This window comes from Exiguobacterium sp. UBA3491, assembly GCF_002377745.1.
Taxonomy (GTDB): Bacteria; Bacillota; Bacilli; order Exiguobacteriales; family Exiguobacteriaceae; genus Exiguobacterium_A.
Genome location: NZ_DFQK01000032.1, coordinates 170,888 through 190,822, shown reverse-complemented (window position 1 = coordinate 190,822; position 19,935 = coordinate 170,888). Strand labels below are relative to the sequence as shown.

Sequence of the window (19,935 nt, the reverse complement as noted above, 5' to 3'; positions counted from 1 at the left end):
TTTTGGGTGTTTTCATAAATTCGAAATAATTTTCATGTGTTTTCACAACGAAAAAATCAGTAATCCGTCTTTAGGATGAGGGAAATAAAACTATATTTTGGTAATTTTAAAATGAGGGTGGAAAGTAAAGGAGAATGCTTATGAAAAAGAGATGGATCGCCATTATATGTCTTGGGCTCATTGTAGTCGTCGGTGGTTGGTATGCTGGATTTCAAGAATCGAAGGTATCCAGTTTTCCAGTGCCACGATTTGCTACGGCAGTTGAAAAACAAGGCGAGTGGAAAATCAAAACGCGTCTTGTCTCGGAAACCGATGGACCGGGTCTACTCTATGGAACTCGGATTCGCCAAGCCGGTTGGAAAGAGCTCGATCGTGAAGGAGCGACGGCATGGTATGAAAAAGATAGGAAAGTGATTGCCTTGACGACGTTTGATGGGGAACTGTATCTCGAAAATTCGAGTAAAGAAGAGATCGGTATTTAAAGCATGCGATTATTTGTAAAATGGAACGGATGGAGTCTGTTTTTCGCTTTGATTCTCTTTCTTCCTGTTGAGATGACATTAAACATTGAACGTATTATCCGCATAACGGGAACATCATATCAGTTTTTTTACCTAATGGATTTTCTATTGATCACGGTGTGTATGATCCTATTCTTTACACCTATTCGTCTGATGCAGGGGATAATAGTTCGAAGTCGACTTACTTGGTCGTTTTCCTTTAGTTGGATACCGTATTTTGTCTTCATGTCGTATGCATTGAGTCAGTGGTTCCCAGTCATGTATCCTACTGATTTTCCGAGCCCAGTTCTTGGCTTATTATTGATTGTCGTTTTAGCGATTTATCCGTTTTGTATATTAATTTTAGTTAGTTTCTTAAAAGAAAAAGCGAAATCCGATGCAACGTCTTCAGTAAAATGAAGACGATCATCAGACTTCGCTTTTTTACTTTTTTCGTTTGTTAAAGATATAGTCCGTTTGCCTGAACGACGAATTGTGAATGTTCATAGTGGTATGTGATGACGGAATAGTCGAACGGACGACCGTTCGTCAAATGAAATACTGTCTCAATCGTTAATCCAGGATCGCCCTCGGTGAGCCCCAGATGACGAGCCGACTCAGCGCTTAACTTCCCGACGTGCATATACATATCCGAGAACCCAATATTCAATTGGAGTGCCGTCTCTAAGTATTCGAAGATCGACTGCTCGACGATTTCACGATTTAAGTACGGAACAATCGATTGACGATAGTAAGACTCTTCGAGACAGAGGATCTTGCCGTCGATGTAGCGGATTCGCTTGACGTAATAAATCGTCTCACCTGCCTCGATCCCGAGATTCTTCGCGATGTTATCGGTTGCAGCAATTGATTCGAGTGCGAGAACGGTCGACTCGATCGTATGACCGACGAGATTCTGCTTGAATCCTTGGGTCGAGAACAGGCGAATGTAGCCAGTCCGATTCGTCTTCCGGACAAAAATCCCGCTTCCACGGACTTGAAAGATGATTCCTTTTCGTTCAAGTAACTCAAGTGATTTTGTCATCGTCGTCTTACTGACAGCGAACTGCCGGATCAACTCTTCGAGAATCGGGAGTTTGTCCCCTTGTTTCAACTGATGTTGTTCTATGTACCGTTCGATTTCATCGGCTGTCTGTTGGTATTTCAGCATAGGACACCTTCTTTTCTTGCGAACTTTTTTCTTTCTTCAGTATAGCATAAGCCATTTCTTGATTAATAACATGGTAAATTTAATTATTTATGTATTGAACAATTGTGCATGTACAATTAAAATAAAAGGGTATTCAACGCGTCATATTCAGGGGAGGTACACCATATGGGCAAGGTTCGCGATTATCAAAAACTGGCGCACGCGATTTTAGAAGCGGTTGGAGGAGAAGAGAATATCATCAGTGCTGTTCGATGCGCTACACGACTTCGTCTTGTCTTAAAACGTTCAGATCCAGTAGCCAAAGAAACGGTCAGTGCATTACCTGGCGTCATTACGGTCGTTGAGTCTGGCGGGCAATTTCAAATCGTCATTGGTCAACACGTTGGAGAAGTCCATCAAGAATTTGTGAAACTCGTCGATCTAGAGCAACCGGACACGGAAGAGGCACCGAAAGGGACGGTCCTTAACCGAATCATAGCGACGATGTCAGCCGTTTTTGCACCGTTCGTTTATATTTTAGCTGCAGCAGGGATTCTGCAGGGAACATTGATTTTAGCGACACTTGCTTCCGGCATTCGCGAAGACAGGTACTTATGAAGTCTTCAGCTTCATCTCATGGGCACCATTTACGTTCTTGCCGATTTTCATTGCCATCACGGCAGCGAATCATTTTAAGGTCAACGCCTTCATCGCGGTCGCCTGTATTGCGGCACTTGTCAGTCCAACATGGGCAGATATCGCAGCACGCATCACGGCTGGTGAATCCATCACGTTCCTAGGAATCGCTTTATCCGGTACAACGTATACGTCATCGGTCTTACCGCCATTATTCCTCGTCTGGATTTTGTCCTATGTCGAGCGATTCCTGAACAAGACGATTCATGAAGTCATTCGTCCGTTGTTCGTTCCATTCTTCAGTATGGTATTGATGGTGCCGCTTACGATTCTCTTGATCGGACCGATCACGACACTTGGTGCAGAAGGGATCGCAAACGGGTATAACTACTTAGCGGAGAATGCTCCTGCGGTAGCTGGTCTCATCATCGGTGGCTTCTGGCAAGTCATCGTTATCTTCGGTGTCCACTGGGGTGTCACGCCGATGGTGCTCGCAAACTTCGAGCAATATGGTCGCGACTCGTTCCAAGCCTATCAAACGATTGCCGTCATCGCCCAAATCGGTGCTGTCATCGGGGTCATCTTGAAAGCACGTAACAAAGAAACGAAAAAAGTCGGGGTCTCAGCCGGACTGACGGGCATCTTCGGTATCACGGAACCAGCCATCTATGGGGTGACGCTCCGTTTTAAAAAACCGTTTATCTATGGCTGTATCTCGGGAGCAATCGGCGCTGTCACGGCAAGTTTCTTTAAACCGTATTACTTTGCCTACGCCGGATTACCGGGACCATTGACGCTCGTCAACGGCATCGATTCCGACTATCCATCGTCGATCATCGGCTTATTGATTGGAACGGCGATTGCCTTGATTCTACCGATCGTTTTGATTCAAGTGTTCGGTTTCGGGGAGCAGGCTGCTCCGGTCGTAGCACCTGAAAGTACAGCGACACCAGTTGCAAAACAGGAAGTCAGCGCAACTCTGACAAATGAAGAGACGCTTCGCGCACCACTTGAAGGAACGATTGTTGCTTTATTAGATGTACCGGATCCTGTATTTGCTTCCGGTGCGATGGGACAAGGGGTAGCGATTCGTCCGACGAACAACCGGGTCACGGCTCCGTTTGACGGTACTGTCGTCATGGTCGCCCCATCAGGTCACGCGATCGGATTACGCTCGACGAGTGGTGTCGAAGTTTTGATCCATATCGGTCTTGAGACCGTGACGCTCGACGGTAAACCGTTTACGCTTCACGTCAAAGAAGGCGAATCCGTGACGACAGGCGAGCTCCTCGTAACGTTTGATGCGACAGCGATTGAAGCGAATGGACTCGAGACGATCACGCCAATCATTATCATGAACACGCAGAGTTATGCACAAATCCTACCGACGGACGAGACGGTCACGACGGCAAACACACAGATCTTGACGATCATCAAGTAAGAGAAATAGAAGGAGGACATGAAGATGAAGACATTACCAAATGATTTCCTATGGGGCGGTGCGTTAGCAGCGCATCAATTCGAAGGCGGCTGGAATGCTGGCGGAAAAGGACCGAGCGTCGTTGATGTATTGACGGCAGGAGCACACGGTGTAGCACGGCGCATCACGGATCAGGTAGAGGAGAATGAATTCTATCCGAATCACGAGGCGATTGATTCTTATCACCGTTATAAAGAGGACATCGCCCTGTTCGCTGAGATGGGACTGAAATGTCTCCGGACGTCAATCGGGTGGAGTCGGATTTTCCCGAACGGAGACGAGGCAGAACCGAACGAAGAAGGACTGAAGTTTTATGATGACGTTTTCGACGAATTACTGAAATACGGCATCGAACCGATCATCACGCTGTCGCACTTTGAGATGCCGCTCCACCTCGCACGTGAATACGGTGGATTCCGCAACCGGAAAGTAGCACTGTTCTTCGAAAAATTCGCGGAAGTCTGTTTCACGCGTTACAAAGACAAGGTCAAGTACTGGATGACGTTCAATGAGATTAACAACAAGATGGACGTCAGCAATCCATTATTCCTCTGGACGAATTCCGGTGTCCTCCTTGACCCGAATGAGAACGCGATGGAAGTCATGTATCAAACGGGACACCATGAATTGCTAGCGAGTGCACTTGCCGTCGCGAAAGGGAAAGCGATCAACCCGGACTTCGAAATCGGAGCAATGGTTTCGCACGTACCGATCTATCCGTACTCATCGCATCCGGAAGATATTCTACTTGCTGAGACATCGATGCGTCAGCGCTATTTCTTCCCGGACGTCCAAGTCCGCGGCTACTATCCGTCTTATGCGTTGAATGAGTTCAAACGGGAAGGGTATGATATTCCGATCCTAGACGGTGACTCAGAAATCTTGCGAAACGGTACGGTCGACTATCTCGGATTCAGTTACTACATGTCGACAACCGTCAAACATGATGCTGTCGTTAATAACACGGGCAACATCGTCAACGGTGGTCTCGCGAATGGTGTCGAGAACCCATATATCCAGTCGAGCGACTGGGGCTGGGCGATTGATCCGGTTGGTCTGCGCTATGCGATGAATCGTCTGTACGACCGCTATCAGATTCCGTTGTTCATCGTCGAGAACGGCTTTGGTGCGATTGATACGATCGAGGATGGTCAGATTCATGACACGGCGCGAATCGATTACTTGCGTGCGCATATCGAAGCGTTCAAAGCAGCCGTGCTCGAAGATGGCGTCGAATTGATCGGCTACACGCCGTGGGGCGTCATCGACATTGTCTCTTTTACGACAGGAGAGATGAAAAAGCGCTACGGTATGATTTACGTCGACCGGGATAACGAGGGCAACGGATCAATGGAACGGATGAAGAAGGATTCGTTTGACTGGTATCGTCACGTCATCGAGACGAACGGTGCTGCGTTATACGGTTCAGAGACGGCCAAATGATGATGTAAGGGGTAACGGAAAAAATCCGTTGCCTCTTTTTTTTAAGAATTAGAATGAAAAAGTAGTGGGGTATGGCACACTAAGGAAAAAACGGGGGACCGGTAAATGATCAAAAAACGCTATGCCGATCGACATGACTGGCGTCGCATCACACAACGACACTATGTTCATGAACAAGTAGAAAACGAAGTGTTTAACGGACATGTGACACTTCTTCAACTGATTGAAGTCGCTTCACCGTTAGATGTCCGTTATGGTGACGAAACGATTCGAATCGCTGACGCTGGTTACGTCTGGGTACAACAATTCCCAAGCGATGCTCATCATGCCGTGACCTCGATGTTTGACGCCACAGGTCAGTTGGTACAAACCTATATCGATATTTGTCTTCGTACCGGAGTGGAGGACGGACGAGTCTACTGGGAGGATCTGTTTCTCGATCTGATCGTTTTGCCATCAGGAGAAGTCTTATTAGTCGATGCGGACGAACTGGAAGCAGCGCAGGAGCAAGAGACAGTCTCACAAGCAGACTATGCGCTCGCTTGGGCAGAAGCAAAGCAACTCCAGAACCAACTACAAGACGGGCCTTTTCCGCTAGTCGCGCATGCAGAAGTGATGAAAAGGCAGTTAGAGCAGCAACTCAAGCAGGGAACACCGCGTTGACGGGGTTCCCTGTTTTTTAGGCGTGTCGTTCTGCTTCAACTTCGTCCGTTGTAAAATACTGTTGCTTGTGCGGGAGGAGAACCAATCCGAGAAAACAGATTGTCACGATCACGAGGAGGCAGGCAAATAGAATCGTACTGAAGCGAATCGACCAAATATCGCCGAGTAGACCAATGCTGACGATCGCTAGAATCTGTAGCAGACTGACGCCGACACCGTAAAGACTCGTAAAGCGTCCCATCAAATGAAGCGGAATATTCGTCTGTTGGAACGTCAGAAAACCGGTTCCTGCAAATGCGTGGAAACCTCCGAGCAACAAGAAACCAGTACAGACGATTGAAAACGAATTTGCACTTGCGTACAGCATATAACTGATAGCGACAAACGTATAGCCAATCGTCAGCATCGTCCGAACGGAAAGGGTTTTAGCGAAACGAGCAACGATCCAGCTACCGGCAACAGAACCAATCCCCGTCAGGCTCATGAGTAAGCCGTAGTCGGTTTCCGATAAGCCGATGCTTCGCTGTAAAAAGATGACTTCTTGCGTATCGAGTGCAAGCGTCGCAATCATCATTAGCATCGCGAGGATATATAATCCCGTCACGTAGCGTGCGCTTTTGCTGAACTGATAGACAAGCTGCCAATCGGATATGATGTCTTGCAGCCGCATCCCTCGTTCGACTGAAGCGGTAATACGCGGCAAGCGCATCAGCAGGACGGCTGAACCAAGAAACGAGACAGCGTTGAGGCAAATGGCAACGTCGGCAGAAGCAACATAGAGCAGTCCTCCAGCGAGAGCAGGACCAACTAAAAAGGCACCAGACGTGATCAGACTACGATAGGCATTAAACGACGTCCGATCGTTTTGCGGAACAAGCGTCGTGATGTAGGTCAACGTTGCCGGTTCAACGACCGCTTTGATGATAGCTAAGGCAATCAAATCGATGTAAAGCAACGATAATGGTAGAAATGGCATGATACCGATTAAGAAAACACGCAACAAATCAGTCTGAATCAACAGTCGACGTAAGTCGGATCGGTCGACCCAACTTCCTGCGAACGACTTGATGACGAGAGAGACGACTGGACTGATGATCCACAGCGCAGCAACAGCGGATGCGGAGCCGGTTAAGCGATAAATATGAACGTTGATCGCAACGAGATAAATGAAGTCGCCAAACTGCGAGATACCGAGAGCACTTAGAAGCGTCCGTTCACGAGAAGACATCACAGCATCCTTTCTTACATCATTTTCCAATAGTATACCAGAAAATTCAGATAACGTTTTCATATATCTCTATACTTTTTAAGAAAGAGTGGGTATACTTGGAAAAAATGAAAGGAAGAAGGGTTCGATCATGTTAACGACCATCGATTTATATCAAGCTTTGCCTATACTTGAAACGGAACGGCTCCGTTTGCGACCAGTTCGCACGGAAGATGCAGCAGATATCTATGCCTATACGAAAGATGAAGAGACAGCAAGATATGTCAGCTGGCATGCGCATAAAAGCCTTACGGATTCTGAACAATTCGTCGAACACATCCTTCGCCAATACGAACTAGGGAATCCGGCACCATGGGCAATCGAAGACAAAACGAGCGGACGGGTCATCGGAACGATTGATTTCATTAAAGTCTCGTTTGAGCAACATCAAGCAGAACTCGGTTATGCGCTGTCGCGCGACTACTGGGGAAAGGGTTTGATACCGGAAGCAGCAGCGCGTCTTGTGCAGTACGGTTTCGAGACGCTCGGTCTTGAACGTATTCAAGCACGCTGTTTTGTTGCGAATGACGGATCAGCTCGTGTCATGGAAAAGATCGGCATGACATTTGAAGGCGTCTCTCGGAGTGCTTTGTACGTTAAAGAGCGTTTCTGGGATTTAAAGATTTATGCGATCACACGTAGTGATTATGAAGGAAGGTAAGAGATGGGTTCACGGCTAATGCATGCCTATATCGGACAATGATTGATTATGTTACTACCGGAACTAGACCCCGCTCGATTTCTTCTCGGTACGATCGCTCCTGATGCGCGCTATGACGAGAAGGAGCAAGCCCACTATTATACGGGTGAATTAGCGAACGGGACACGAACAATTGACTACGAAGCATTTTGGAGAGACTCGACGTCTTGGGATCCATCTTTTCGAAGTGGCTATTACGTCCATCTGATAGCGGACGATATTTGGTTACGCGGCTTTTATATGACCTGGTTGCGGCAAGCGATCATAGCCGACGCCTCAATCGGTTCAAGATATCATGATGACTTTAGGCGGTACAGTACACGCATTGCTCCGTTCGTGAACTGGAATGAACAAGCGATCAACGGAGCGCTTCATGAAGTCAGTGTGCAGTCGAGATGGAAAGCACTTCCGCATTTCATTAGAGAAGTAGAGGAAGATCGACGAACCGTTCTGCCACAAGAATATGATATCTTGTTGCCGCATCAATTGGACGGATACATCGAAACAGCGATTGAACGGTCCATCCATCACCTAGGTGAAAAAGGGCTAAAGATTAATCCAGCCAAAGAATCATCTCCGAATCATTGAAATGATCCATCTAACGGTTCCGAATAAGATGTAGCAACATCCGTTCAGCAGACCAATCCACATCAAGTTAATCAAACTTTCTAAACCTTCAAACCAATCCATGACTGGTGTAACGAATAAAGCGAATACAAAAAGTACCATGACGGTCCAACTGACGGTTGGAATCAAGAAGAGAATTGTTAAGCCGGCGACTACAGCTGGTACGATTCGTTTATAGACAAGGTAGATCGCTGCCACGTTCAACGATAAAATATAGATTACAAACGCAATTAAAAATAATTGCGACATAAAATCACCTCCAAATAACAATAAGACAAAGAACGCATCCATTTAGACTAGGATGCGTTCTTCTATGTTTATTGTAAGATGTCTTGAAAATAATCGTATGAATATGGTTGAACAAAAAGAAAATCGATTTTTTAATTTAATTCAAAGCAAAATACTCGGAATAAGTTTAAATGTATGCTATATTGGAAATAAGAAAAGTAAGGAAGTAAGGAATACAAGAAAAAACACAGAAAGAAGGAAGTTCGTGATGGAGCTATCAAAGTTAACGTCAAAAGGACAGATCACCATCCCCAAAAAAATTCGGCAGGCCTTGCAAGTGGAGGAAGGAGATCGCGTAGCATTCATTGAGGAGGACGGGTTTGTCATCATGGCGAAAGCGGATTTGAAACAGCTGCATGACCTTCAAGATATATTGAGCGATGAGACGTTCAAGACGCTCATCCACAAAGCGAATCATCATTTGTAAAAAATAAAAAGGAGGAAATAACAGATGGATATGCGCGAAGTAGATTTACCAGGAATCGGACGGAAGTTCGAAGGCATCACGACACGAGGAGATAAGGTGGTCGTCATCGTCCATGATGATGGACGACGCGAGATGCATCACTACGATGACGATGATTTTGATGAGAGCATCTCGAGCGTGACGTTCAATGACGCAGAAGCCCGTCAGATGGCAGGAATTCTCGGGGGATTATCCTATAAGCCGAAGGATCTTGAGAAAATCGAACTGGCGTTTGATGATCTCGTCATCGAGTGGTTTAAAGTCGGTCAAGATTCAAAGGTCAACAATCGAACGATCGGTGAACTCGATGTCCGTAACCAATATGACATCTCGATCATTGCGGTGCTCAAGCATGACCGTTCAAAATCGCTCAATCCAGGACCGGAAACGCGCCTTGAAGCCGGTGACACGATTGTCCTGTCAGGAGAACGTCAAAACGTCCGTCACATCACGAAAGCATTATTCTCAATCGAAGGAGGCGGATAATATATGGATCATCTCATATTTGAAGTCGGTACCGCGCTTATCTTAGTGGCGATCGCGGCAGTGCTCGCGAACAGACTCAATTTCTCGATCATCCCGTTTCTAATCATTCTCGGGATGATTGTTGGACCGCACGCTCCGACAATCGGGATACTAGACTTCAAGTTCATTGAAAGTGCTGAGTTCATCAGTTTCCTCGGACGAATCGGTGTCCTGTTCCTCTTATTCTATCTAGGACTCGAGTTTTCGATCGGTAAGTTGATCCGGTCCGGAAAATCGATTGTCACGAGTGGAACGATTTATTTATCGATTAACTTTACCGGTGGTCTCTTATACGGATTCATCGCCGGATTCCCACTCTATGAAGTACTCGTCATCGCCGGAATCATTACGATCTCCTCGAGTGCGATCGTGGCGAAAGTCCTCGTTGATCTCCGCCGGACCGGTAACACGGAGACGGAGCTGATTCTTGGAATCATCATGTTCGAGGACATTTTCCTCGCTGTCTACTTGTCGGTCTTATCGGGACTGCTTCTCGGTGGTGGGACGACATTACTCGCATCCCTCACATCGATCTTGATCGCCCTCGGCTATATGTTGTTGTTCTTCATCGTCGCTCGGAAGGCAACACCGCTTTTGAATAAGATGCTGAAGATTGCCTCGGATGAAGTCTTCATCATCGTCGTCTTTGCTGCCTTGTTCTTCATCGCCGGATTCTCGGAAACGATTCATGTTGCAGAAGCAATCGGGGCGTTGTTACTCGGTCTCGTCTTCTCGGAAACCGATCAAGGAGAGCGGATCGAACATCTCGTCGTACCATTCCGTGATTTCTTCGGTGCGATCTTCTTCTTCAGTTTCGGATTAAGTATCGATCCGACGATGTTACTTGACGCCGTCTGGCTCGCACTCGGTGCCGTCGTCATCACGATCATCGGGAACTACGTGGCTGGTATGATTGCGGGGCGTAAAGCAGGTTTGTCACACAAAGCATCTTCGAACATCGGCTTGACGATCGTCTCGCGCGGAGAGTTCTCGATCATCGTCGCGAATCTCGGAATCGCCGGTGGATTGATGGATATCTTGTCACCATTCTCTGCTTTATATGTCTTGATTCTCGCCATTCTCGGACCATTGATGACGAAGGAATCAAAACGGATTTACAACGTCATGAATAAAATCTTCAAGTGGACGGAACCAAAAGCGAAAAAGACGAAGAAAAATGCCTGACTGATATAAACGAACAACCGGTTCGCTTTCCCGAACCGGTTGTTGTTGTTTAAGTCAAGACTTCATACGTCGCCATCAGGAATTGTCCCGAATGGCGACTCGCTGTCAAACGAAGATTCGTTTCATTCGTCCCTTCCGGAAACAGCGGGATACCTGTTCCAAGGATGACAGGGGCGATCGCCAGTTCAAGCGAGCGGATGCGCTTTAAGCGCAACGCTTCTTGAATCAACTCGCCACCACCGATCAGCCAAACGTTACCTTCGATCGTTGGCGAAATCCGGTCAAGCAGTTGATCGAGCGGTTCATCCGTATAGGTGACCGTCTCAGACGTTCGTTGCGTCCGGCTATAGATATAACTCGGAATATCTGCGTAAGGGTATGTCTCGCTGAGTTGTAGGACTTCATCATATGTTTTTCGTCCCATGATGACGGCACCGACTTGATCATAGAACGCTTGATAACCATTATCCCCGTCTCCGGCAACGGCAAATAACCAATCAAGTGAACCATCGAGTCTGGCAATTTTCCCATCAAGACTACAAGCGATATAAAGAACGGTCGTAGGTTGTGACATCCATAATTCCTCCTTTTGCATCGTGTGACTTCATCTTAGCGTATAATGACGACAAAAGATGTCGCCATTATAGGAGGAACTGTATGAATACGAGACAATGGCGTTTAGTACGCTTGTTAAACCGGGGCGAACACTTCTCTGCACGGATGCTCGCGGAAGAATGTCAGGTGTCGATCCGGACGATTCAACGAGACATGACGGTACTTGAAGCAAATGGTTATCCAATCTATAGCGAACCTGGCGTAGCAGGGGGGTACCGGATGTTGCCACATCGGAACATGCCGCCACTCGTTTTGACGGATGAAGAGACGATTGTCTTCTTCATCCTTCTGGAATGGATTAGTCAGATTCCTGATTTTCCATTCGGAACGATTCGTCAGGAAGTCGCTGAACGCTATGCGAACGAGTTACCGAAAATGACGGAGCAACAGATCGTAAAATGGAAAGACCGCTTTCGCTTTCAAGCGGTTGATACACCACCGTCGCCGCAAAATCCTGCGTTACTCGACTTGTTAGAGAGCGGACGGATGGGGAATATTCTCTATGAGACGACAAAAGGACGACGCATGATCGTCGTAGATCCGATTGGTTTATCGTTCGAACAGAATCGCTGGTACTTCTATGGACAGACGAATCGAGGGTATCGCCAGTTCCGTGTTGATCGGATCAAAGACGTGACGCTTCATGAGTTGCCAGCAACCGAGTTAACTTTTTCAGATTTGGAACAAGATATGACACGTGTACCGATGACGACGGTGAAACTGGAAGTATCACCATTAGGCGAACGGTTGCTAGAGGGGATTTTACCAATTCAGTCGGAACGAACATGGTTGGTTCCGGAAACCGAACTGCCGTATCTCGGACGCCAATTGATGCGGCTCGGTCCGGAAGTGCGAGTCCTTGAACCACTCGAACTTAGGGAGCATTTGATTCGTCAAGCAGCAGAAATGATTGCTGTGCAGCGGTCCGATAAGGCGCTCGGACAGGATTGATTAAAAAACTATGTTAGGATATAGGTAGAAAGAAACAATAGAGGAAGGGGTCTTCCATGGAAACACTATCATTGATTTTATTGATGCTTGCCCTCATCTTATTGACGCAAGTCATCGGACATTACATCCGTTTCATCCCAACGGCATTGATTCAAATCATTGCCGGAACCGTCGCCGCTCTCCTAATGAGTGGTTTGACGATCGAGGTCGAATCCGAGTGGTTCCTCCTCTTATTCATTGCGCCATTACTTTATAACGATAGTTCTCACTTCCCACGAGAAGATTTATGGCGGATGCGGACAGCGATCTTCGGGAACGCAATCATCCTCGTCTTGTTGACGACGATCGTCGGAGGGTACTTCATCAACTGGTTGATTCCGGTCATTCCAGTCGCTGCTGCGTTTGCTTTGGCTGCAATTTTATCGCCGACGGATCCGATTGCCGTCAACGGGATCGCGAAACGTGTCCAGATTCCAGAACAGATTCTGACGCTCGTTCGCGGAGAATCGCTGATTAATGATGCATCGGGATTAGTTGCATTCAGTTACGCGGTTGCCGCTGTTGTCACGGGGTACTTCTCGCTTCAAAGTGCGACGACTGAGTTCTTCTACATGTTCATCGTCGGAGCGGTGATCGGATTGACGATCTCACTCGCCATGAACTTTCTCAAGGTTCGTTTGCGTCGCGCCGGCATTGAAGACGTTGTCTTTTATGCCTTGCTGCAAATTTTGACGCCGTTCATCATCTTCTTCATCGCCGAAGAAGGGTTTCACGCGTCAGGCGTCATCGCCGTCGTCACGGGTGGTATCTTGCATGCCTTGATCAAAGAACGAACAGAAACGTTCTTTGCGCAAGAGCAGACGTTGACAGATAACATCTGGACGATGATTGCGTATACGCTAAACGGGATCATTTTCTTATTGCTTGGTTTGACGTTGCCAGAAGCGACACGCGAGATTTTCGCAGATGACGCGATCAACAACTGGCGTCTCATGTTATATGTCATCGAAATCGGTTCATTCATTCTCGCGATCCGTCTCGTCTGGACGATGTTCTTCAACTGGTTTGATCATCGGTTTTTCAAAAAAGAGGACCGGGAACACCGTCGACCGTCCTTTAAGCAAGATTTGATTACGACACTGGTCGGTGTTCGCGGAACGATCACGATGGTCGGGGTGTTATCATTACCATTCTTGACGGAGTCCGGCGAAGCCTTCCCGGAACGCTCGTTGATCATCTTCCTTGCAGCGGGTGTCATCATCTATACGCTCGTTCTCGCGACGATTCTTTTACCGGTCTTGAACCGGGGCGAAGCGTCAACACCAATCGCACTCGACTTGAACGCTCAAAAACAACGGATGATTCGCCGGGCAATCTCAGAAATCAAACAAGTGACGGACGAAGACAATGCAGTCGTTGCGTTTGATCTCCTTAATGAATATCATGTCATGCTTCGGTTATTGCGAGCGCAGGAGAAGAGTCAGGAAGAACTAAACCAGTTCAATGATCAATTAAAAGCCCTACGTCTTGAAGCGGTTCAGTGGGAGAAGGAAGAATCGAAACGCTTCGTTGCTGAGCATAAGGTACCGGATTTATTGAAGAAGGATGTCTTCCGCTCAATCGAAAACCGTCGTAAGGCGATCGGCAAAGATTCGCGCTTCCAGATCGTCCAACCGATTCGTAAACTCTGGTGGAAACGGAAACGATCGAACATGTCATCTGACGCGTTGATTCAAATGACGCAAGTCGAGCATGAACTATATGAAAAGGTGATGGGCACAGTCATCGAACGTCTCGAGAATTGCCGCACGTCTTATCCGCCAGACGTCGTTCAAAGTGTGCTTGAGTTCTATAAGCGACTCCGCTTCAAACATACGCGCTGGTCGTCACCAATCGGTGGCAAGGACGTCGATCAACAAAAAGAAGAACTTTGCTTAAAAGCAATCGAAGTTCAGCGTCTTGAAATCGCCAATATGTCAAAAGAAGGCGATCTCTCGAAGGAAGAGGAGAAGGAGTTACGCCGCTTCATTCACTACATCGAGAGCGTCGTTCTCTACGAATACGTTGAATAATATTTATCAAAAGACAAGAAGAGCAATCTTTGAATGCTCTTCTTGTCTTTTTTTATAAAGTGACTCGAGTATCTACTTCTGAAAAAATAAAGCGAGTAACCGTATGAGCATATGGATGGATTTGTTCAATAAAAAATTCCGTCTCTTGGAACGTTTGGAAATGTAACTTTAGCATGAAGCAAGAATCACCAGAAATTCGATAGCAAAAGTCAACGTTCGAAAGTTGCTGTATGTACTTTTTGAATCTATCATAGCGCCCTTCTTTAATGGTTGCTTCTACTAAGCATTCAATAGGGGAACCTAACTTTTCGTAATTTATTGTTAAACCATATCGTTTTATGAGTCCATAAGATTCCATTTGGCGGACTCTTTCTGTTACTGAAGGAGCTGATAAATTAATTCGTTTAGCTAATGAACGCATCGACAGTCGACTATCTTGAGCCAGTTCATTTAATATTTGTCGATCAATCATATCGATTTTCAAATGTAAATCCTCCTTCAAAATAAGTTGTTGGATATAAAGTATTAGTTCGATATTTGTTTCAAATGAAATGTGATAATTTTTAATCATTATATAAAATTATTGTAGAAGGAGTGAATAAAATGACAAAAATACCTTTATCCCAAATAGGAGAAACACCATTTCAAAAATTATTAGGTCATAATCCTAAAATCTTATCCAGTTGGACAAGGCTAGAAAAAGATTTGATTGAAGAGGGAGCCTTAAGTTCGGATGTGAAAGAACAAGTTAGAAGAACATTAGCGCAATCAAATGGATGTGCATATTGCAAGGCAAAAGGAAAGCCGAAGAAAAAAATGATGGATGAAAAAATGATTTTAGCAACTGGATTTGCAGATCTTTTTTTAAAGGTGAAAGGAAATATCCCTGATTCAATATTTTTACTCATGAATGAAACATTTACTATTCCAGAAATCAGTGAGTTATGTGCATTCATTACTTTTTGCACAGCATCTCAATACTACGGAGCTATCATGAATTTACAGCCAATTGATAGTCCCTGATTTTACTTTTTTCTACACACTTGCATAGTTTTTCTTTAGTGCATTCTGAACAGCCCATCTTTGATGTTCATGAAATAAATGTTTGATTGCATCAGCCGGGTCGATCCATCGTAAGACATGATCATCCTCGATCGGATCTTGTACTTTCTGCCCAGCATCGCAACGATAGAATTGCCCTTCGTTCAAATAATATGCCGTTTCATTTTGTGAATAGAAATGTTGATTGGCTCGTCCGATGAAATCACCGATTTCGACGTCCATCCCTGTTTCTTCTAGTACCTCTCTTTTAAGACAGTCTTCATGCATCTCATAGTCCTCGATACCGCCACCTGGAAGAAACAACTTACCGTCCCTTTTTTGAATGACGGCGATTTTACCTGTTTGAGAGTCACGCATGACCGCATAAACAGCAGGTCTCGTGATGTAGTGTTGGTTCTGTTCTCTCTGCCCGAAGGTGATAACATCCATTGTTTAATCACTCCTTTTCGTATAATCATTTGAATTCAATCATACCTTACCAATTGGTATGTAAGCATGCGTCATATAAAAACCCCTCATTTCGCTCAAGAAATGAGGGGTTACCTATGAATAAAGATCGTTCGTTTCAAACGAAACGTCTGATGGATTAACCGAGCGACAAGTATTTGACTTCGAGATAATCTTCGATGCCGTAGACGCCACCTTCACGGCCAAGACCACTCTCTTTATAGCCACCAAATGGAGCTTGTGCAGCAGATGGTGCTCCATCGTTCAGACCGACAATCCCGTATTCGAGTCGTTTTCCGAGCATCAATGCTTCATCGATGCGTTCAGAAAACGCGTAAGCTGCCAGTCCGTAAGGTGTATTGTTCGCCCGTTCGATGACTTCATCAAGCGTCTCAAAGACAGAGATCGGTGCGAGCGGACCAAACGTCTCTTCCTGCATGCAGAGCATATCTTCAGTGACATTTGCAAGCACGGTTGGAGTGACGAAGTAGCCGACAGATTCGTCAATCGTACCACCAGTCAGGATCGTTGCTCCTTTTGCGACAGCGTCATCGATGTGTGCTTTGACTTTTGCGACGGCTTTCGCATTGATTAATGGACCAACTGTCGAGTCAGCGTCCATTCCGTTTCCGACTTGTAATTGTTTGACGGCAGCTGTGAATTTTTCCGTAAACTCATCGAGAACAGATGCTTGCACGTAGAAGCGGTTCGTCGCGACACACGCTTGTCCACCGTTTCGGAATTTCGAGCGCATCGCGCCTTCAACGGCTTTATCGAGATCCGCATTTTCCGTGACGATGAAAGGTGCGTGACCACCGAGTTCAAGTGACAATTTTTTCATCGTATCGGCAGCTTGACGCATGATCAGTTTTCCGACGGCTGTAGAACCTGTGAACGTGATCTTCCGGACACGGGAATCGGCTTGCCAGACGCCACTAATCGTTGCCGCGTCACCTGTTAGGACGTTGATGACCCCTTTAGGGATACCAGCTTCTTCTGCTAGTTCAACGAGGCGAAGTGCCGTAAACGGTGTTTCTTCCGATGGTTTAAGAACGATCGTACAACCCGCTGCAAGAGCAGGAGCAAGTTTACGTGTGATCATCGCTGCCGGGAAGTTCCATGGTGTGATCGCTGCGACGACACCGACTGGTTCTTTTTCGACGAAGAGTCGTTTTCCTGGAACAGAAGCCGGAATCGTTTCACCGTAAATCCGGCGTGCTTCTTCAGCGTACCAACGGACGTATTGATTGCCGTAATCGACTTCACCGAGTGCTTCGACGTACGGTTTCCCTTGTTCTGTCGTCATGATCCGGGCGAGTTCCTCACGGTTTTCATTAATCAAGCGATACCAGGCGTCGACTAAATTCGCACGTGTGTCTGCAGTTTCGTTTGACCACTTGACGAATGCTTCGCTCGCTGCATCAACGGAACGTTGTGCGTCTTCCGCTGAACTTGCAGGAACATGTCCGAGCAATACTTTCGTTGCTGGGTCGTAGACCGGGATCGTTTCTGTTGTGTCGTACCATTCACCATTAATTAAGTTCTTTTCAATCATCTTGTTGCACCTCCGTGAATTTCATTACGTCCTCCATTAAACACCTCAAAACGAATGAGCGGAAGTTCCGCTTTGGATGGACCGTCATAACGAAACGGAATGACTCAACAAAATAGTTAATCGACTGAATAATCGGGAACAGTTACAATAAATGGGGAATGAAAATGTCAAAATTGATAAAGGGGTCGAAGTCATGAAACGAAACTGGGTTATTTGTGGTGTGGCGCTGAGCCTACTGCTAAGTGGATGTGGGGAAAGGGAAGTCAAAGAGATAAAGTCGGAAAAACCAAAAAAGACACAGCAAAAAAGACAAGCTTCACAACAAGCCTACATAGAAAAGACGATGCAGCGAGCGGATCGTTACGCTGCCCAGTACGATTATGACCGGGCGATCAAGGTGTTACAACCCGTTCGTACAAAAGAGACGAATCTGAAAACGGAAGAATACGAACAGAAAAAGCAGGCACTTCTGCCTGTGGCAAAACCTGTGCCGCATCTCTTTTTCCATTCACTGATTGCTGATCCAAAACAAGCATTTGACGGTGACCGGAAGGAATCGGGGTACGATGATTACATGGTGACGCAACAGGAATTCGAACGGATTTTAGCTGCGTTGTATAAAAACGATTACGTACTCGTCCGACCAACAGACTTAGCAAAAGAGATGAACGGGAAAATCGTTGAAACACCTGTCCGTTTACCAAAAGGAAAACACCCGCTCGTGCTCTCGCAAGATGACGTCAATTATTACGAATACATGAAAGGCGATGGATTTGCGAAGAATTTAAAAGTAAAGGATGGCAAAATTGTCAACGCGATGGTTGGAAAGCCGGATGGTGCCTATGATCTCGTACCAATCGTCGATGCGTTCGTCCAGTCCCATCCTGACTTTTCCTATAAAGGAGCAAAGGGGTTGCTCGGTATCACAGGTTATAACGGGGTGCTCGGGTATCGTTCCTCCTACAACCAATACGGGCATAATAAACAGGTTGAAACGGCACGAAAACAAGCGAAACAGACCGCCGTCGCATTAAAAGACGACGGCTGGCAGTTCGCGAGTCATACGTACGGACATATTTGGGTCGGAAAAGAATCAGTCGCGACGATTCGCGCGGATCTTAAACGCTACAAACAAGACGTTGCACCGCTGATCGGAAAAACGACGCAATTGATTTATCCGTACGGCAGTGATGTCGGGGATTGGCATGAGTATTCGGGTGAGAAATATCGTTTGCTCATTGATAGCGGGTTCCGTTATTTCTTCAATGTCGATGCGAGTCAACATGCGTGGAAACAAGTTGGACCCGACTACTTCCGCCAAGCTCGAATCAACGTTGATGGGATTCGTTTACGTCAAGCCGTTGCTGGAAAGACGAGTGTCCTCGATCCATTCTTTGATGCGAAAAAGGTCTTTGATCCAGCGCGACCGGAACGGAAGTAAGTGATTGAAAACTAGTTAATCCATCGAATAAAGCAATTAAAACGGTAGTGGCTGCGTCCCGTCCTGATCCGTAAAGTGATACGTCTTTGCAAGATCAGCGACGAAAACCGCTTGCCCGGAATAGTGGCTAACATCGTTATCTGAAATCAGTGCTGAGACTGCTCGTCCGATATAGGTCGTCGATTCAGTCGCGGCACTCGCGAATCCAGCATCGACGACTCGTTCTGTTCGCATGAAACCGGGGCAGAGCGCGATGACAGAAATGGTCGTCTGAGCTAACTCCTGCGCCATGACGTGTGTCATTCGATTAATCGTTTGCATCGCCAAATCATAATAGAGATTTCCGGCCACCTGATCTGGAGTGAATGACGTCAAATTGATGACGAGCGCAGCTGGACTTTGTTGCAGTAATGGCATCGCAGCCCGAATCGTCCACAAATACGCTTTTGGTCCGGCAGACATCATCGCGTCCCAATGTTCCGGTGCTCGCTCCCAAAACCGTCGTCCAGTTCCAGACGGTAAGTGGCTTTCCGAACCACCGAACACACAATTGACGAGGAGATCGATTCGACCATGTTGGTGCTGAATCTGCTGAATCAGACGATCGATGTCCATTTGATTCGTATGGTCACAAACGACGGGAATGCCAAGTCCGCCGCGTGCTGTGACACCAGCAGCTGTCTCTTCGATCGTCTCTCTACGGTTGTCCGTTGTCTGTTCATTCGTACTCCGTCCCGTGACGTAGACGATCGTTCCAGCGTCACCCAAGGCATAAGCGATGCCACGTCCGGCACCACGCGAGGCGCCAGCGACGAGTGCAATCCGTTTTGACATGATGAAACTCCTTTCAGATACGAGAAGA

At 46.6% G+C, this 19,935-nt stretch carries 20 protein-coding genes and 1 pseudogene; 13 read left to right on the top strand and 8 right to left on the bottom strand.

Going from position 1 to position 19,935, the window contains the following annotated elements; translation table 11 throughout:
* Window positions 1–140 precede the first annotated feature (140 nt).
* A complete protein-coding gene (locus B4F99_RS13415; protein ID WP_214854171.1) occupies window positions 141–482 on the top strand; it encodes a hypothetical protein in 342 nt (113 codons plus the stop codon).
* Between the two features lie 478 nt (window positions 483–960).
* Here B4F99_RS13415 and B4F99_RS13410 read toward each other — a convergent pair whose 3' ends face one another.
* Entirely contained in the window at window positions 961–1,671 is a 711-nt protein-coding gene (locus B4F99_RS13410; protein ID WP_290758850.1) for a GntR family transcriptional regulator, read from the bottom strand.
* Between the two features lie 165 nt (window positions 1,672–1,836).
* Here B4F99_RS13410 and B4F99_RS13405 point away from each other — a divergent pair.
* The 3 genes and pseudogenes from B4F99_RS13405 (at window position 1,837) to B4F99_RS13395 (ending at window position 5,872) form a co-directional block, all read left to right on the top strand.
* Window positions 1,837–3,727 (top strand): annotated as a pseudogene (locus tag B4F99_RS13405) (beta-glucoside-specific PTS transporter subunit IIABC).
* A 24-nt stretch (window positions 3,728–3,751) separates the two neighbouring features.
* Window positions 3,752–5,209, top strand: coding sequence for a 6-phospho-beta-glucosidase BglA (gene bglA / locus B4F99_RS13400; protein ID WP_290758847.1), 1,458 nt, complete (start codon window positions 3,752–3,754; stop codon window positions 5,207–5,209).
* 105 nt (window positions 5,210–5,314) lie between these two features.
* Window positions 5,315–5,872: a DUF402 domain-containing protein gene (locus B4F99_RS13395; protein WP_290758844.1), complete on the top strand. Its 558-nt coding sequence runs from the start codon at window positions 5,315–5,317 to the stop codon at window positions 5,870–5,872.
* Window positions 5,873–5,888: 16 nt separating this feature from the next.
* Here the strand turns inward: B4F99_RS13395 and B4F99_RS13390 are convergent, their stop codons facing one another.
* Window positions 5,889–7,100, bottom strand: a complete 1,212-nt coding sequence (locus tag B4F99_RS13390) for an MFS transporter (RefSeq protein ID WP_290758841.1) — start codon at window positions 7,098–7,100, stop codon at window positions 5,889–5,891.
* 130 nt (window positions 7,101–7,230) lie between these two features.
* Here B4F99_RS13390 and B4F99_RS13385 point away from each other — a divergent pair, with 130 nt between their 5' ends.
* Both B4F99_RS13385 and B4F99_RS13380 read left to right on the top strand, forming a co-directional pair.
* Entirely contained in the window at window positions 7,231–7,800 is a 570-nt protein-coding gene (locus B4F99_RS13385; RefSeq protein ID WP_290758839.1) for a GNAT family N-acetyltransferase, read from the top strand.
* 48 nt (window positions 7,801–7,848) lie between these two features.
* Window positions 7,849–8,427, top strand: a complete 579-nt coding sequence (locus B4F99_RS13380) for a hypothetical protein (protein WP_290758836.1) — start codon at window positions 7,849–7,851, stop codon at window positions 8,425–8,427.
* Here the strand turns inward: B4F99_RS13380 and B4F99_RS13375 are convergent.
* Entirely contained in the window at window positions 8,410–8,715 is a 306-nt protein-coding gene (locus B4F99_RS13375; protein WP_290758833.1) for a hypothetical protein, read from the bottom strand. The genes B4F99_RS13380 and B4F99_RS13375 overlap by 18 nt on opposite strands.
* Before the next feature lie 64 nt (window positions 8,716–8,779).
* Between B4F99_RS13375 and B4F99_RS13370 the strand changes: the two genes are divergently transcribed.
* Genes B4F99_RS13370 through B4F99_RS13360 form a run of 3 tightly spaced genes read left to right on the top strand, consistent with a single transcriptional unit; the run spans window position 8,780 to window position 10,930 of the window.
* On the top strand, window positions 8,780–9,181 hold the full coding sequence (locus B4F99_RS13370) for an AbrB/MazE/SpoVT family DNA-binding domain-containing protein (protein ID WP_290758830.1): 402 nt from the start codon (window positions 8,780–8,782) through the stop codon (window positions 9,179–9,181).
* A 24-nt stretch (window positions 9,182–9,205) separates the two neighbouring features.
* Window positions 9,206–9,706 (top strand): cation:proton antiporter regulatory subunit, encoded by a 501-nt coding sequence (locus B4F99_RS13365; protein ID WP_023468484.1) that lies wholly within the window; start codon window positions 9,206–9,208, stop codon window positions 9,704–9,706.
* A gap of 3 nt (window positions 9,707–9,709) precedes the next feature.
* A complete protein-coding gene (locus tag B4F99_RS13360; protein ID WP_023468483.1) occupies window positions 9,710–10,930 on the top strand; it encodes a cation:proton antiporter in 1,221 nt (406 codons plus the stop codon).
* Between the two features lie 49 nt (window positions 10,931–10,979).
* Here the strand turns inward: B4F99_RS13360 and B4F99_RS13355 are convergent, their stop codons facing one another.
* The gene (locus tag B4F99_RS13355) at window positions 10,980–11,504 is read right to left on the bottom strand and encodes a dihydrofolate reductase family protein (RefSeq protein ID WP_290758827.1); all 525 of its coding nucleotides are present in this window, start codon (window positions 11,502–11,504) and stop codon (window positions 10,980–10,982) included.
* 83 nt (window positions 11,505–11,587) lie between these two features.
* Between B4F99_RS13355 and B4F99_RS13350 the strand changes: the two genes are divergently transcribed.
* Together B4F99_RS13350 and B4F99_RS13345 are read left to right on the top strand one after the other, a co-directional pair.
* Window positions 11,588–12,496 carry a helix-turn-helix transcriptional regulator gene (locus tag B4F99_RS13350; RefSeq protein ID WP_290758824.1) on the top strand — a complete coding sequence of 303 codons (909 nt, stop codon included), beginning with the start codon at window positions 11,588–11,590 and terminating at the stop codon, window positions 12,494–12,496.
* Window positions 12,497–12,552: 56 nt separating this feature from the next.
* Window positions 12,553–14,568, top strand: coding sequence for a Na+/H+ antiporter (locus B4F99_RS13345; protein ID WP_290758821.1), 2,016 nt, complete (start codon window positions 12,553–12,555; stop codon window positions 14,566–14,568).
* 52 nt (window positions 14,569–14,620) lie between these two features.
* On the opposite strand, the gene B4F99_RS13340 is transcribed toward B4F99_RS13345, so the two are convergent.
* Window positions 14,621–15,052, bottom strand: a complete 432-nt coding sequence (locus B4F99_RS13340; protein ID WP_290758818.1) for an Lrp/AsnC family transcriptional regulator — start codon at window positions 15,050–15,052, stop codon at window positions 14,621–14,623.
* A gap of 119 nt (window positions 15,053–15,171) precedes the next feature.
* Between B4F99_RS13340 and B4F99_RS13335 the strand changes: the two genes are divergently transcribed.
* Entirely contained in the window at window positions 15,172–15,591 is a 420-nt protein-coding gene (locus B4F99_RS13335) for a carboxymuconolactone decarboxylase family protein (protein WP_035407609.1), read from the top strand.
* 12 nt (window positions 15,592–15,603) lie between these two features.
* On the opposite strand, the gene B4F99_RS13330 is transcribed toward B4F99_RS13335, so the two are convergent.
* Together B4F99_RS13330 and B4F99_RS13325 are read right to left on the bottom strand one after the other, a co-directional pair.
* Entirely contained in the window at window positions 15,604–16,059 is a 456-nt protein-coding gene (locus B4F99_RS13330) for an NUDIX hydrolase (protein ID WP_290758814.1), read from the bottom strand.
* 157 nt (window positions 16,060–16,216) lie between these two features.
* On the bottom strand, window positions 16,217–17,632 hold the full coding sequence (locus tag B4F99_RS13325) for an NAD-dependent succinate-semialdehyde dehydrogenase (RefSeq protein ID WP_290758811.1): 1,416 nt from the start codon (window positions 17,630–17,632) through the stop codon (window positions 16,217–16,219).
* A 193-nt stretch (window positions 17,633–17,825) separates the two neighbouring features.
* On the opposite strand from B4F99_RS13325, the gene B4F99_RS13320 reads away from it, so the two are divergent.
* Window positions 17,826–19,073, top strand: a complete 1,248-nt coding sequence (locus B4F99_RS13320; protein WP_290758808.1) for a polysaccharide deacetylase family protein — start codon at window positions 17,826–17,828, stop codon at window positions 19,071–19,073.
* Between the two features lie 36 nt (window positions 19,074–19,109).
* Here B4F99_RS13320 and B4F99_RS13315 read toward each other — a convergent pair whose 3' ends face one another.
* Complete coding sequence (locus tag B4F99_RS13315; RefSeq protein WP_290758805.1) at window positions 19,110–19,907, bottom strand: SDR family NAD(P)-dependent oxidoreductase; 798 nt, start codon at window positions 19,905–19,907, stop codon at window positions 19,110–19,112.
* Window positions 19,908–19,935: the final 28 nt, after the last annotated feature.